Origin of the sequence: Leptospira brenneri, assembly GCF_002812125.1 — a bacterium.
Lineage (GTDB): Bacteria > Spirochaetota > Leptospiria > Leptospirales > Leptospiraceae > Leptospira_A > Leptospira_A brenneri.
Window position 1 is genome coordinate 195,405 of sequence record NZ_NPDQ01000002.1, and the last position, 14,441, is coordinate 209,845.

The window sequence follows — 14,441 nt, forward strand, 5'->3', positions numbered from 1 at the left end:
ATTATGAAACTAAGCATTCGAGACAGAATCAAAGGGGTTGTTGGTAAAATCCTACTAACTTTTATTTTTGTCATTTCTATGACGATGTTTTTTATTTTGTATCCGCTCCTTGCCGATCCAGATTATTATAAAAAACTAATTTTAGATACAACAAACCAACTAACAGGATTAGAGGTGAATTATCAAAGCTCACAACCTGTTTTTTTCCCGTTTCCTGGAATTGAACTCACAGAAGTAAGTGTATCCAAAAATCAAGATGAATTGATTCAAGTTCATAAACTTAGGATCGAAGTTTATTACGGTGTTTTTATTGGACAACCTCTAGAAATTCGTAAAATTTATCTGAATACAGGTACAGTTGAGATCACACGCGAAAAGGATGAATCCTTTCCTTTGTTTGAACGAATCGTTTCTAAGTCAGAGAATACGACTAAAGAGACAACAAAGAAAACGGAAGAAACAGTTTCGCAAGATACAAATCTCCTTTTTTCTAGGACTTTTGCAAATTTTGTAAACCACATAGAAATCAAAAATATCACCATTCTCTTTGAAGATAAACTGTATTCACGTAATATCAAATTGTATCTTTGGGAAACTACGTTTCAATTGGATCAAGACTTACGTGATTTAGATGTATATATTTATGGAAAGTTAAACGAAGAGCCTATAACTTTTAGTACAAATATTTATTTTGTTACCGATGAAATGTCTTATGAATCTGCTCGTATAGAAGGAGAATTTACATTTCAGAACTTAAAAGGTATCGATCTTCATGATATACTCATCATTTTCACTTATGGTGATTTACGATTCGCTAAAGCAAGTGGAAACATTCCATTTTACAAACGCGACGAAGCAAAAATTTTTGCAATCGCCGATAAATTACATATTCGTGATTTGGCTTTAAAAGATGGTAAAACGTTTGCTGATGGTTATGCATCTACTGTCATGAGTTATGACATTCGTGAAAGTAAATTAGCATTTGCTGATATCGTTGTCGATTGGAAAGGCAAATCTAAATTATATGGATCTGGGTTTGTAAATTTTCTAAAACCACCATTATCTCCCACAATTTCCTTTGAGGGAACTTCTGATTATTTAGATGTGCCAAGTATTGTTAAGGTCATTAAAATTTGGGTCGATCCCGATTTAGAAAAATCGATCCTCACAAGAAACATACCAAGCACGGGTTATGTGAATCGGATGAACGTGTATCTCAATTTTAATTTTAGGAATTTAAATGCAGGTGATTTTCATGCTGATTCCCTTAAATTAAATGTTCATTATGCCAAACGAAAAATTAATATTACTAAATATGAATTAAGAGCCTATGAAGGAATTTCAACGGGAACAGGGCATTATCTTTTTGGAAAAAACCCTGGCCTTGAGATCAAAGGAAATATCAAAAATTTAAGTGTAGCACCTATCCTTTCTGATCTATTTAAAATTTCTCCAATCACTGGTAAATTAGATTCTGAATTTATATTGGCTTCTCCTGCGGACACAGAAGAGGCACTTATTTCCAATCTGCAAATCATCGGGAACATCAATGCAAACAATGGAGAACTGTTAAGTTATACAAATATCTTAAAACCGATCAGTTCTATTGGTAGTGTGATCAATCTCAAAAAAATAGATTTTAGCCGGGCCACACCGTATAACGAGCTAAAGTTTGATTTTCTCTATGCTAAAGAAATGATCGAAGTAAAAAACTTTGCATTAAAAGCAGATGGGATTGTTGGTTCAGGTGGTGGTAAAATCGGATTTAATAAAAATATCGATATGAGGTTTACTATTGCTTTTCCTGGCGTTGCCGGTAGAGCTTTAAAACTTCCTATCATTTACAAAGGAACTTATGGAGTTTCGTCCCCATTCATTGATCCTATTTGGCTCGGTTCCGTTTATGCAGGAACAATTTTTCTCGCAAGCCCTGCGGGCGCTGCTGTTGGTGGGATTGCAGGTTCAGCCATGTCCGACTATGTGAATAATGCAGTGGATAATGTGACCGGTGGTGTTCAAAAAGGTTGGAAGGGGATTAAGTCGTTGTTTGGTGGTAAGGAAGAAGAACAGGAAAAATAAACCTAAATAAAAGGATAGAAAGACATTCCTTCACTCCAAGGAACTTTCTATCTTAGAGTTTGCCGCAGGTGGCAGGTGAAGTGTTTACTTTTTACTCCTCTTCATTTCGAATCGGAATTCCTTCTTTTTTTAGAATTTTGAGTGCATTTGTCGAACCCGAAACTCCATCTCGAATTTTGTAATCAAAGTCCATTTGCCCATCAATCTCAAGTTCGGTGAAGTGGAATCGTTTCGCCCAAGGAATTTCTGCCAGTTTTAAGTCGTGAGTCGTTAAAAATACGATACATTTTTTTTCGCGTAATACAGAAAGAATTTCACGTGTTGCGATGTATCGTTCCTTGGAATTGGTACCTTTCAAGATCTCATCTAAAAATAAAATAGGAACCTTTTTTGAATATTCTGCATTTTGAATGATCGAAGAAAGACGTCTCACTTCAGAATAAAAAAAGGAAACCCCATCTTCCATAGAATCCTGAGAACGAATGAGAGTATGGATTTGAAATTCTGGAAATGTAAACTCCGAACCAAGTATGGGAGCTCCTGTTCCTGCAAGTAATAAAGACATGGCGATGGATCTCATGTATGTTGTTTTTCCACTCATATTCGATCCAGTCACAATCATCAGATCACCAGGTAACATGGGAGTCAAAGGGTTGAACACTCGACTTTCTATCGGAAGTAAAGGATGAACTAAACTTCTAGCACTGAGGTCTCCCGAACTAGAAGGAATCGGAAAACTAACTTCCGGAAATAAAAATCCAAAGTTCACAAAAGGAAGGATAACATCTGTTTGTACAATTTGAATTTGTATTTCATTCCAAAGATTTCCAAACTTTAGTTTCCATTTTTCGAGGGATTTGATTTTCCAAAGATCCCATAAACAGAGTAAATTGAGAATCAAATGTGGTAATGGGGAAATCAGTAATTCGGAAGAGTCACCTAAGGAAGTTATGCGACCAATCATTTGTTTGGTTGCCTTTCTATTTTTTGCTAAATAGATAAAGGTTTTTTGAAACCGTGACGCTCCACTGGATAATGATTTAATTTCTTTCCATTGTTTCAGGGAGTCACTTCGGTAGGAAAAAAATAAAATCCCATTGATTAGGAGGAGTAAGGGGATGAGTGGTAAATCAAATAACAATCCGAGAACTAAGTAAAGCGGAGTGATGGTTCCCCAAATAGGAAAAATCACCTTTAAAAGCCGTCTTTTTTTCCAGAAAAAATCTTCTGCGTTTACTTCAGGTAAAGGAAACTTTTCATTGGTTTCGGCTTCTGGAACCAGAAACTTTCGCAAAAGATGGTAGGCTTGCGTTTTGGTTTCTTTCTTTAGAATTTTTTCAATGTCTTGTGAATGGAAATTGAATTTTGTATCTTCTAAAGGTTCTTGTAAAAAACGTTTTAGGTAAGTTTGAAAACCAATCTCAGTGATGGTAACATCATAAATTCCAATAAATCCTTGTTTGGTGCAAAGATCTAAATCAATAGAGAGCGGATGGTTTCTTACAGATTCTGGATATTCCCAATGTTCTCTCGTTTTTATTTTTTTAAATTCACCACGTAATCTATGAATTTCCTCTAAAAGGAAGTTAAATGTTTTTTTGGCATATTGGATTTGAATTTTGCGGTTCGAATACAATCTCACTAAATAGAGAAAAGGAACCAGGACTAAAAAAGAGGCCGAATATTCTTTCCAAGAGAATTGATTTAGATAACAAAAGAGTAAGGCTCCGATAAAAGCGGTAAAGGTAACAAACCGCAATAAAGCAATTTTCTTTAGTTTCTTAGAAAGGTATTGTATTTTGGATTTGTAACGTTTGTTCCTAAAGTTTAGGAAAACATAGGTTGGATTAGTGGAAAAGGGGTCGTTCGTAATTTTCTTCTTCCCTACGAGAAATCTCTGTATCTAGTACACGAATGAGACTTCCTAAATCATTTAATCTCCACTTGTCGATCAGACGACCTTTTTCCCGACCAGAAAATTTATTCAAATAGAGAGTGCCAAATAGGTCTTCTCCATACTCGTAAGCAACGAAACGCCCGTTTCGTCTGCCAGTAGAATTTTCCAATCGAATCGTCATGAACGAATACCAATAATCAGATAAAAAAAAATAGTACAAGCAAAATTTTTTGCTTCAGGATATTCATTTTCCGGCGATACATATATCGGGGGGAGGCTACCTACCACGGATGGTGGGAATCTCCAAAAACAAATACCCCGGAAACCGGAAAGCACGGAGGCTTGTATGGATTTCTATCCCGATATGAATTTGGAGTTTAAAAGCTCCTTTGTGAAGACCAACCAGTTTTTAGCCAACACACAAGACGAAACCCTTCTCCCTCAAATGGGACTTGCGGCTCGTAACCTACTCAATCTCGAACAAATGACCAAACTTCGCGAAATTCGCAAACGACATTTGAAAAAAGGACACCAACGCGAAGGGTTCCACTGGGATTAAACACCTAAATTTCTCTTGACCATCTAAAAGTAGGCCCTATCATAAAGACCGCTTTTAGATGGAGAGATATGGCAAATAACCTAGCAGACGTTTATAAGGAATCCGCAGAAAAATTCGGTCCAAGACCCGCATTCTGGTATAAGAATGCTCAAAAGGATTACCAAGCCCTCACTTACAAAGAACTCTACGAAGACGGACTCGCATTGGCGGAAGCCCTCATTGATTTAGGAGTTAAGGCAAGAGAACACGTTGGTGTTCTTGCTGACAACCGTATGGAATGGATCATCGCCGATTGTGCGGTGCTCACTGCAGGTGCAGCCAACGTTCCTCGAGGTTCTGATATCACCGATTCTGAAATTGTTTATATTTTGAATCATTCTGAAGCGAAGGTCGTTTTTGTTGAAAACGATAAAGTCTACGAAAAATATAAAAACAACAAATCCCAAGTGAAATCGGTGAAAACCGTCATCATTATGGATAAAGAAACCAAACTTAAATCTGGATCTGGAATCCTTCATTTTTATGATCTCCTAGAAAAAGGGAGGGAAATGAGAGCCAAAGGAAGTAAAGAAGTAGAGAAACGAATTGCGGGAATCAAACCGGACGATTTGTACACTCTGATTTACACTTCTGGAACTACGGGAATGCCAAAGGGTGTTATGCTCATGCATTCCAATATGATCCACCAAATGCATTATGTGGTTCCTCGTGTGGCGAAAGTTTCACCTGACGATCGTATGTTGTCTATCCTTCCTGTTTGGCATATCTTCGAGCGAGTTGTAGAATACTTTGCAATTATCAATGGAGGTTCTACTTACTACACAAAAGTAACGGAACTTCGTAATGACATCCAAAAAGCAAGACCTACCTTTATGGCTTCGGCTCCACGTGTTTGGGAAAGTATTTATAACGGAATTTACACTCGTATCAATGATCCAAAACAAACTCCTCCTGTCAGAAGATTGTTGTTTAAGGTAGCTTACTTTTTTTCCAAACATTACCATGCTGCGGTTCGTTTCCTCAAAGGTTGGGAAGTGGATTACGTAGGTAGAAATATTTTTCAATCCTTAGGTTTATCACTTCTAGCTGTAGTTAAACTTTTGTTAACTGGTCCATTTACCGTTACTATTTTAGCTATTTTAGCAGCTCAATTGGGACTACCGGAAGAAAGTGCTCTTAAAACTCCACTTTACGTAATTGCTGGACTCGGAGCGATTTTTAACTCCTTTACTTTGGATCGCATTGTTCTTTCCAAAATCCGCCAAGCGACAGGTGGACATTTACGCGCCACTCTTTCTGGTGGAGGAGCCCTTCAAAAGCACGTAGATGCTTTCTTTATGGATATTGGGATTACCGTTCTGGAAGGTTATGGAATGACAGAAACTGGTCCGGTCATTTCTGCAAGAACCTTCGATCGTCCGATTATGGGTTCTGTGGGTGATATTGTTCCTCTCAGCCAAGTGCAAATTCGGGATGATGCTGGAAATGTCCTCTGCCATATTGATGACAAAAAAAATATCATCTTTGGTAAGTTAGGTGTTAAGGGTGTAGTTCATCTCAAGGGGCCTCAGGTAATGAAAGGATATTATAAAAATCCAGAAACTACCAATAAGACCATTGTAGACAATTGGATGAATACCGGTGATATCGGTATGATCAACTTCAAAAAAACGCTGACACTCACTGGTCGTGCGAAAGATACCATCGTTCTACTTGGTGGGGAAAACGTAGAGCCAGTGCCTATTGAGAATAAAATTGATGAATCCACATATATCAAACAATCAATGATTGTGGGCCAGGATCAGAAAGTATTAGGAGCCATCATTGTTCCTGATTTTGATGCGCTCATTCCTTGGGCCGAAGAAAATGGAATTTCAGAAAAGAATCCTGAGAAATTAATCGCCAATCCGCGAATTGTAGATTTCTACAAAAAGGAAGTTCGTAATTTTAACAGTGTTAAAACGGGATTCAAAAACTTTGAACAAGTTCAGTATGTAACCCTCATTACAAAACCATTTGAGGTTGGAGATGAGCTTACTAACTTAATGAAGATGAAACGACACGTAATTACGGAAAAATACAAAGACAGAATCTTGGAACTCTACAAAAACAGTTAATATGAATCCTTTTGCAGAGATCTTTCATGGAGACCGCATCTTGGAAATCAAGATGCAGTCCAATGAAAAGAACACTTTTGATTACGAAGCTTTTGTATTATTCGAACAAATCTTAAAGAAACACGCAAACAATCCAAATTTACGTGTTTTACTTTTTACCTCCGCACAAACACAGTTTTTTTCCAACGGGATTGAACCCACTTTAATGTATGGGAAAACAGAAGAGGATGTTAGAAAATCCGTGGAACAGTTGTTAAAGACTGCCCAAACCTATTTCCACTTTCCTGTTCCTACCATCGCTGTAGTGAATGGACATTGTATGGCAGCGGGAGCTGTTTTTGCTCTCTTCTCTGATTACCGGTACATGGTAGACAAAGGGGCAAGGATTGGATTTTCCGAAGCCATTGTTGGCCTTAATTTTCCATCCATTCCTACGATTGTGTTACAAGACTTGGTAGGCGTAAAAGTGGCTCGTGACCTTCTTTATACCGGCAAACAAATCAAAGGCCCAGAAGCCAAAGAAATTGGTCTTGTAGATGAACTATTTAGCGCCGAATCATTGTTTGGTGAATCTTTGAAATTTGCTGAGTCACTTTCTAAACTTACAAACAATTCTAGCCGTGGAATGAAAACAGCCCTACGGGAACCTTATCGAAAAAAAATGGAATCTTTATTCCAAATAGATGCAGATCTATTCGTAAAAGTGATTTTGTCTCATGATGGACAGGAAGGGTTTCTTTCTCTCATCGAAAAACGTAGACCAAAGTTCCTTACTTGAAAGGGCAACTTTTCGATCGTACTTGCACTAGCTTCTAGTCTTTTTTCTTTTTGTCTGGAACCTTGTGGTGGAATGAGGGGTCTTACTTTTAGGCGCTGTTCGCTTAAAAGTTGAGGTTACTTGCATCTTTCTGAAATTTCCATCCGCAATCCTATCTTTTCTTGGATGATGATGTTCGCCATGGTTCTCCTTGGCGTCATCGGACTTTCTCGACTAGGGCTTTCGCAGATGCCCAATGTTGACTTTCCTGTTGTAAATATCGTTCTCACTTTGCAAGGTGCTAACCCTTCCGTAATGGAGTCAGATGTTGTGGATCCATTGGAAGAAGTTCTTTTGACGGTGGAAGGGGTTGAAGAAATTCGATCTACCTCTACAGAAAGTGCTGCCACAATTACTGTAGAACTTGGGTTGAACAGAGATGTGGATGTTGCCTTACAAGAAATCCAAACTAAAATTGCTCAGGTTCAGAACAAACTCCCCGATGCACTTGATCCCCCTATATTATTAAAAGCAAATCCAGATGATACACCTATCATTTGGGTTGCTCTCACTGCCGAGGGAAAAACGGAACAGGAAAAGATGATTTTTGTAAAATCATTCCTCAAAGATAAATTCCAAAAGATTCCAGGGGTTGGGGAGATTTTACTTGGTGGGTATGTAGAAAGAACCATCAACGTATATTTGGATCCTAACAGGTTAGCTCGCAACGAACTAACAGTAGACGACATCGCCAATACATTATTGGAACAAAACATTGAAGTTCCATCTGGGAAATTAGAGAACAAAAAATCTGAAGTTTCACTTCGTGCAGTGGGTGATGTACCTACAGTGGAACAACTTTCAAATATTTATATAAATTCACGTAGTGGTTCAGCAATGTACCGACCGGTGAAATTAAAGGAAGTTGCCTCCGTAGAAGATGGGTTAGATGAGGTTAAACGAATTAGTCGGTTTAATCGAATTCCTGCAGTTGGATTGGGTATCAAAAAAATCAAGGGTTCGGATGCCGTTGCGGTTGGAAACGCAGTAAAACTAAAAATGGAAGAACTCAAACCATTTTTACCTAAAGGTTATCGTTTGAGTGTTGCCAATGATAATACAACATTTATCAGTGAATCGGTTGAAGAACTTCTTTTTACTTTGATTCTTTCTATTATATTAACTGGCTTGGTTTGTCGTTTATTTTTGGGAAGTTGGAGTAGTACAGGAAATGTTTTACTCGCCATACCTACTTCCATCATTGGAACATTTTTAGTTTTATATATACTTGGATTTACATTAAACACATTCACCTTACTTGGTTTGTCACTTGCAGTGGGTATTGTTGTCGATGATGCCATCATGGTTCTTGAAAATATAAGTCGCCATAAAGAGATGGGTAAAACTTGGTACCAAGCATCTTTAGAAGGTGCCGCTGAGATCCGTTTTGCGGCCCTTGCAGCAACACTGGCGATCATTGCCATTTTTTTACCTGTTGCTTTTATGCAAGGGGTGATCGGGAGATACTTTTTAGAATTTGGAATTACGGTAGCGGTTGCAGTTTTACTTTCTTTATTTGAAGCACTTAGTTTTACACCTATGCGAGCTTCCCGATACAAAGACAAAGAAAAATCGAAGTCAAAACAAAAACTTCCAATGACAGATGAAGTGTTGAATTGGAAACAGAATCGATGGATTCAACTGTTTTTGAGGTTTTGGGACCAGGTAGGAATTTTTAAGTTCTTAGATCCCATTATAGAAGCTTTCCTCAAAAGAGCAGAAACATTTTATGAAAATACATTAAAATATGTAATTCGATATCCTATTACCATACTCATAGTTTCTACTTTGGTGTTTCTATTCTCACTTGGATTTTTTCTATTGTTAAAGAAAGAATTCATTCCATCGCAAGATTTGGGCAGGTTTATTCTGCGTGCTAAATTACCTGTTACGACCTCCATCTTAGGGACAGACTCCGCAATGCGGAAGGTGGAAGAATATCTACTTTCTAAACCAGGCATTGAACGATATATGGGAAACGTAGGGGGCTTTGATGGATCAGAATCAAACGCTGCCATGTTTTTTGTTTCGATGCAATCTATGGGCAAACGACCTATCAACCCGAAAACTGGCAAAGAAATCACACAAATGGAAATTTTTGAAGATTTGCGTAAAGAATTAAAACCGATCGTACCAGAAGCCAAATTCACCATTATAGACATTTCACAAAGAGGTTTTAGTGCAGGTCGTGGTTATCCAGTTGAACTTGTGTTAACTGGTCCTGATTGGGATGTTTTGGCAAAAGTGTCTGATCAAATCAGATTAAAATTGGAAGAAGAAGCTGTTTTACAAGACATCGATACAGACTATGTATTAGGACAAGACGAACTTCGTATATTACCAAATCGTGATGCGGCTGCTGCAAGAGGCGTGAGTATGGCTAATATTGGTAATACCATTGGTCCTCTTATGGGAGGAAGAAAGGTAAGTCGATTTACAGAAAATGGTAGGAGTTATGATGTTCGAATCAAAATCAATAAAGCACAAGGTGAAAACGCAGACATTATACCAAATATCAAAGTAAGAAATACCTATGGAGAATTCATTCGGTTACAAGAAATTTTGGTATTTGAATCCAAAAAAGCCTTAAAGAGCATTACAAGAGTGAATCGTGATAGGGCGATAAAATTATTTGGAAATCCTCCCATCCAATTGGGACAAACTGTATCCATGGAAAAATCTATAAAAATTGCAAAAGATTACCTTCCTGAAGGATATTCTGTTGCTGTTTCAGGTTCAGCGAAAACTGCAAATGAATCAACAAACGGATTAGTCTTTGCGCTTTGTTTGGGAATTTTAATTTCTTATATGGTATTGGCAAGTCAGTTCAACAGTCTAAAACAACCGTTATATGTGCTTCTTGCCATGCCTTTTAGTTTTTCTGGTGCATTGGTTGCCCTATATGTAACGGGACAAACGTTTAATATGTATAGTTTTATAGGTCTCATCATGTTATTGGGTCTTGTGAAAAAAAATTCCATTTTACTTGTAGAATTCGTAAATTTCGTACGTTCTCAAGGTAAAGACATAAAGGATGCAATATTAGAAGGTTGTCCTGTTCGGCTAAGGCCAGTTCTGATGACCTCGTTTGCATCCATTGCGGCAGCTATCCCTCCCGCCCTTGCATTGGGGCCTGGTGCAGAAACAAGAATTCCCATGGCTGTGACGATTCTTGGTGGTTTGATTCTATCCACTCTCATTACCTTTATTGTGGTTCCAGCAGCTTACGTACTTTTTGAAAAAGAGAAATCAAAATGAATTTAGTGAATAGCCATTTATTTCGATTCGGATTGTTTTTCATTGGATCCTTTTTTGTTTTTTTCTGTTCGTCTAGACAGGATATAAAGGTAGGTGATGGAGTTGTTGAGGATAGTTTAAAAAAAATAACAGGCGTTACTACAAAAGATTTGGAACGAACATTATCAAAAAATTCAATGGGTTTGAATGATTTGTTTGTGTTAGCTGTGGAAAAAACAGAAAGAATCGCACTTAAAGATGAGGCTACAAACCTCGCAAAGTATGGCAAAAATAAAGCCATGGCAGGTTTTTTACCCACTTTATCTTATGTTTACAATAAATTTTATTCTATTCCGGGTCATACCGCTGACCCAACTCCTTTAGATAATTACAAAACATACCAGGCAATACAAACCGAAAATTATGCATCCCTTTTGCCATCAAGAACAACCTCATCGACTCTTCCTCCAACAGTAGGAGCCGGTTCTCGTTTATTATTAAGTTTTCCTTTATCAAATGGACTTTTGGCTTACCAAGATTACAAAGCTTATACAAGTTTGGCCGAACAAAGGAGAATGGAGGCTAAATTCGAAGCTGGACGAATGTATATGGAAATTGCACTAGCATATTATAATGTTTTGCAACTAGAAGATAGTTTAAACCAAGCAGAAGAATCTCTAAATTTACATTTAGAAGCCGCGAAAGAAAAAAGGAGACTTTTTTCACTTGGAAAAATACTTCGTTATGAACTTTTAAATTCTGAAACAGCCGTAACAAATGCCCAAGCAGTATTAGAAGACACAAAATCACAATTGGAACAGGTTCAGTTAACATTGTCGACTATGGTGGGAATGGATTCTAAGATAACTTTGGAAAGTTCCGTTCCTCGTATTGAATCACCTAATATTGAAAATGTGGATGATATTTTAGTAAAACGATATGATGTGATTTCATCCAAAAAAGGAATCGAGGTCGCAAAAGCAAATGAAACAAAAGCTATGTTTGGTTTTGCTCCCAATGTTGCTGTGAATACTTTTTATTCATTCCCTACACCAGGGCAAACACATAGCAAAGATGTGACTGCTCAGCTTGCCATTACGATGCCACTGACACCACTCACACAATATGCAGATTTAGAAATGGCAGAATCGGCAACTAAACAAGCGAAACTGACGGCTTCTCAAACCCGAAGGGCAGCCGTCCAAGAAATTCAGAATGCAATCCAAAATTTAAAGAATTCAGAGAAGTTATTTGGAATTTATGAAAAGGCTTACCAATTTGCTTTGGATACATTAAAAAGCCAGGAGTCAGCTTATTATTTAGGACGAACCAGTTTGGCGGATTTAATCGGAACTAAAATTAGCACTCTTAATTCTAAAATGGCATTACAAAAGATGAATTACCAAAGGCATTTAAATCGAGTCGTACTAGGTGTTGCCACAGGTGAACTCCCCCTCCTTACGGGTACACAATCTTCTGAAGAATGATTTAGGATGATGGATTTAAATATTGTAATTTGTCCAATATGTTGTACTAATCCAACAATCGGAAGATAACCTGATCGTTACTGTCGTTGTTCAGAATATTTGATTTGAAAATCTGGATTTTGATACGATAACGATAGCTAACAAGTTGAGGAAAAACATGGCAGAAACAAATCACTACTACAACGCAACGGATCTTGGAAAATTTGGAGAGATCGGACGCACTAACCCTGCTTTAGCAGAGAAATTTTTTGGATATTATGGGGCCGTGATGGCAGAAGGTGCACTTTCAGAAAGAGAAAAGGCACTGATTGCTTTGGCAGTTTCTCATGCATTAAAATGCCCTTATTGCATTGATGCGTACACTTCCACATCCCTTCAAAAAGGCGCTAACGAGGCGCAAATGAACGAAGCGGTTCATGTAGCTGCAGCAATGGCTGCCGGAATCAATTTAGTTCATAGCGTTCAAATGCAAAACAAAATCGACGAACTTTCTTTTTAGTTATGGAAACGAAGGAACAACTATCCACCTTACAATCCTTTAGCGGAAAAAAGTTTTCCGATTCTGTAGGGCATTCTATCGGGGCTCGGTCTTTGAAGGTTTTCCAAATCAATGTAGGAAAATGGTGTAACCAAGCTTGTAGGCATTGCCATGTAGATGCATCTCCCATAAGAACTGAGATGATGGATAAGGTTACAGTGGATCTCTGTTTGGAGATTATTGAAAAAACTCCCAGTATAGAAACTGTAGATATCACAGGTGGTGCCCCTGAAGGAAATCCTCATTTTAAGGATTTGGTTTTAGGTGCGAGAAAACTCGGCAAAAGAGTGATGGATCGTTGTAATCTCACCATCTTGGAAGAACCAGGGAATGATTGGTTGTATGAATTTTTAGCATCCAATCAGGTGGAAGTTGTATCCTCGTTACCGTCGTTCATTGAAAGTACGACAGACAACCAAAGAGGAAAAGGTGTTTATCAAAAATCCATAACCGCATTACAAAAATTAAATGCTCTTGGTTATGGAACCAAACTTCCTTTGAATTTAGTTTATAATCCCAATGGATTATTTTTAGGTTCGGGACAATCTGTTTTAGAGAGAGAATACAAAGAAAATTTGGAAAAAAAATACGGAATTGTATTCAACCAATTATTTTGTATTAATAACCTTCCCATCAGCCGATTTTTAGGGGCACTAGTTCGAGGTGGTAAGTTTGAAATGTATATGGAAACTTTAGCCAATGCTTATAATCCTGCGACAGTTGCCGGTCTTATGTGTTTGGATCAAATTTCTGTAGGGTATGATGGTTCGGTTTATGATTGTGATTTTAACCAAATGTTGGATTTGAAATCACAAAAGGTAAAACATCTAAAGGATTTCGATTTGCGAGAATTCTTAAGCCGCGATATCGTTGTAGCAAATCACTGTTATGGATGTACTGCTGGTGCAGGTTCCAGTTGCGGTGGGGAGATTGTGTAGATGTCGATTCAAAATGAAAAGGACCTTCAGGGTATTTTAAAAGCAGGAAAGTTTGTTGCTAAAGTTCGTGAACTTTTGAAACTTCTTGCCAAACCAGGAGTTTCGACTTTGGAATTGGACAATATCGCCAAACTTGAATTTGAAAAAGCAGGTGCGGTTTCTGCCCCTAAAAATGATTACAAGTTTCCTGGTTATACTTGTATCAGCACTAACTTTGAAATCGCTCATGGGATTCCTAAAAAAGATACGATTTTGAAAGAGGGTGATTTAGTAAATATCGATGTATCCGCAAAATTAGATGGATACTATGCCGACACAGGAATTTCTTTTGTGGTTGGGAATTCTCAGAACGAAACACTCCAAAAACTTTGTGAAGCAGCGATCGAGGGAACTCTTCGCGCCACAAAACAAGCATATACTGGAAATTATCTGCGTAACATTGGTAAGGAAATCCACTCAACAGCTATTGAAAATGGATTTACTGTAATCAAAAATCTAGCAGGTCATGGAACGGGAAAAAAACTTCATGAAGAACCACAAGTATTGGTTTATGAAGACAAAAGAGATCATAGAAAATTGAACAATGGTCTTGTCCTTGCGATTGAATCTTTTGTTTCTACTGGAAGCCAAACTGCTTATGAAGAAGAAGATGGTTGGACACTTGTGGCTGGGAACCGTCGTGGTGAACTTAGTTTCGTGGCTCAGTGCGAACATACTGTAATTGTTCAGAATGGAAAGCCTATCATTGCCACATTATAAGAATCATAGTGGC

At 37.8% G+C, this 14,441-nt stretch carries 11 protein-coding genes; 9 read left to right on the forward strand and 2 right to left on the reverse strand.

All coding sequences use genetic code 11. The features are described 5' to 3' along the window. Positions 1–3: 3 nt before the first annotated feature. A complete protein-coding gene (locus CH361_RS04300; RefSeq protein WP_100789611.1) occupies positions 4–2,079 on the forward strand; it encodes an AsmA family protein in 2,076 nt (691 codons plus the stop codon). A 91-nt stretch (positions 2,080–2,170) separates the two neighbouring features. Here the strand turns inward: CH361_RS04300 and CH361_RS04305 are convergent, their stop codons facing one another. Together CH361_RS04305 and CH361_RS04310 are read right to left on the reverse strand one after the other, a co-directional pair. Then, positions 2,171–3,697 carry a MutS-related protein gene (locus CH361_RS04305; RefSeq protein WP_100790014.1) on the reverse strand — a complete coding sequence of 509 codons (1,527 nt, stop codon included), beginning with the start codon at positions 3,695–3,697 and terminating at the stop codon, positions 2,171–2,173. 229 nt (positions 3,698–3,926) lie between these two features. Further along, positions 3,927–4,157, reverse strand: a complete 231-nt coding sequence (locus CH361_RS04310; protein WP_004785568.1) for a hypothetical protein — start codon at positions 4,155–4,157, stop codon at positions 3,927–3,929. Positions 4,158–4,322: 165 nt separating this feature from the next. Here CH361_RS04310 and CH361_RS04315 point away from each other — a divergent pair, with 165 nt between their 5' ends. From CH361_RS04315 to map, 8 genes are all read left to right on the forward strand, one after another. Continuing rightward, entirely contained in the window at positions 4,323–4,535 is a 213-nt protein-coding gene (locus CH361_RS04315; RefSeq protein ID WP_231292475.1) for a hypothetical protein, read from the forward strand. 68 nt (positions 4,536–4,603) lie between these two features. Further along, complete coding sequence (locus tag CH361_RS04320) at positions 4,604–6,652, forward strand: AMP-dependent synthetase/ligase (RefSeq protein ID WP_100789612.1); 2,049 nt, start codon at positions 4,604–4,606, stop codon at positions 6,650–6,652. A 1-nt stretch (position 6,653) separates the two neighbouring features. Continuing rightward, positions 6,654–7,430 carry an enoyl-CoA hydratase/isomerase family protein gene (locus CH361_RS04325; RefSeq protein WP_100789613.1) on the forward strand — a complete coding sequence of 259 codons (777 nt, stop codon included), beginning with the start codon at positions 6,654–6,656 and terminating at the stop codon, positions 7,428–7,430. Between the two features lie 165 nt (positions 7,431–7,595). Continuing rightward, positions 7,596–10,727: an efflux RND transporter permease subunit gene (locus CH361_RS04330; RefSeq protein WP_244279651.1), complete on the forward strand. Its 3,132-nt coding sequence runs from the start codon at positions 7,596–7,598 to the stop codon at positions 10,725–10,727. After that, complete coding sequence (locus CH361_RS04335; protein ID WP_100789615.1) at positions 10,724–12,193, forward strand: TolC family protein; 1,470 nt, start codon at positions 10,724–10,726, stop codon at positions 12,191–12,193. Before CH361_RS04330 ends, CH361_RS04335 begins: the two co-directional genes overlap by 4 nt. A 157-nt stretch (positions 12,194–12,350) precedes the next feature. After that, complete coding sequence (locus CH361_RS04340) at positions 12,351–12,692, forward strand: arsenosugar biosynthesis-associated peroxidase-like protein (RefSeq protein ID WP_100789616.1); 342 nt, start codon at positions 12,351–12,353, stop codon at positions 12,690–12,692. Positions 12,693–12,694: 2 nt separating this feature from the next. Further along, positions 12,695–13,669, forward strand: coding sequence for an arsenosugar biosynthesis radical SAM (seleno)protein ArsS (gene arsS, locus CH361_RS04345; protein ID WP_100789617.1), 975 nt, complete (start codon positions 12,695–12,697; stop codon positions 13,667–13,669). Further along, on the forward strand, positions 13,670–14,428 hold the full coding sequence (map, locus tag CH361_RS04350; protein WP_100789618.1) for a type I methionyl aminopeptidase: 759 nt from the start codon (positions 13,670–13,672) through the stop codon (positions 14,426–14,428). It begins immediately after the preceding gene. Positions 14,429–14,441 lie beyond the last annotated feature (13 nt).

Excerpts from the sequence above, each read along its gene's own strand:
- CH361_RS04300 (WP_100789611.1), top strand. The coding sequence starts at position 4 with ATGAAACTAAGCATTCGAGACAGAATCAAAGGGGTTGTTGGTAAAATC.
- CH361_RS04310 (WP_004785568.1), bottom strand. The coding sequence starts at position 4,157 with ATGACGATTCGATTGGAAAATTCTACTGGCAGACGAAACGGGCGTTTC.
- CH361_RS04315 (WP_231292475.1), top strand. The coding sequence starts at position 4,323 with ATGGATTTCTATCCCGATATGAATTTGGAGTTTAAAAGCTCCTTTGTG.
- CH361_RS04320 (WP_100789612.1), top strand. The coding sequence starts at position 4,604 with ATGGCAAATAACCTAGCAGACGTTTATAAGGAATCCGCAGAAAAATTC.
- CH361_RS04325 (WP_100789613.1), top strand. The coding sequence starts at position 6,654 with ATGAATCCTTTTGCAGAGATCTTTCATGGAGACCGCATCTTGGAAATC.
- CH361_RS04330 (WP_244279651.1), top strand. The coding sequence starts at position 7,596 with ATGATGATGTTCGCCATGGTTCTCCTTGGCGTCATCGGACTTTCTCGA.
- CH361_RS04335 (WP_100789615.1), top strand. The coding sequence starts at position 10,724 with ATGAATTTAGTGAATAGCCATTTATTTCGATTCGGATTGTTTTTCATT.
- CH361_RS04340 (WP_100789616.1), top strand. The coding sequence starts at position 12,351 with ATGGCAGAAACAAATCACTACTACAACGCAACGGATCTTGGAAAATTT.
- arsS (WP_100789617.1), top strand. The coding sequence starts at position 12,695 with ATGGAAACGAAGGAACAACTATCCACCTTACAATCCTTTAGCGGAAAA.
- map (WP_100789618.1), top strand. The coding sequence starts at position 13,670 with ATGTCGATTCAAAATGAAAAGGACCTTCAGGGTATTTTAAAAGCAGGA.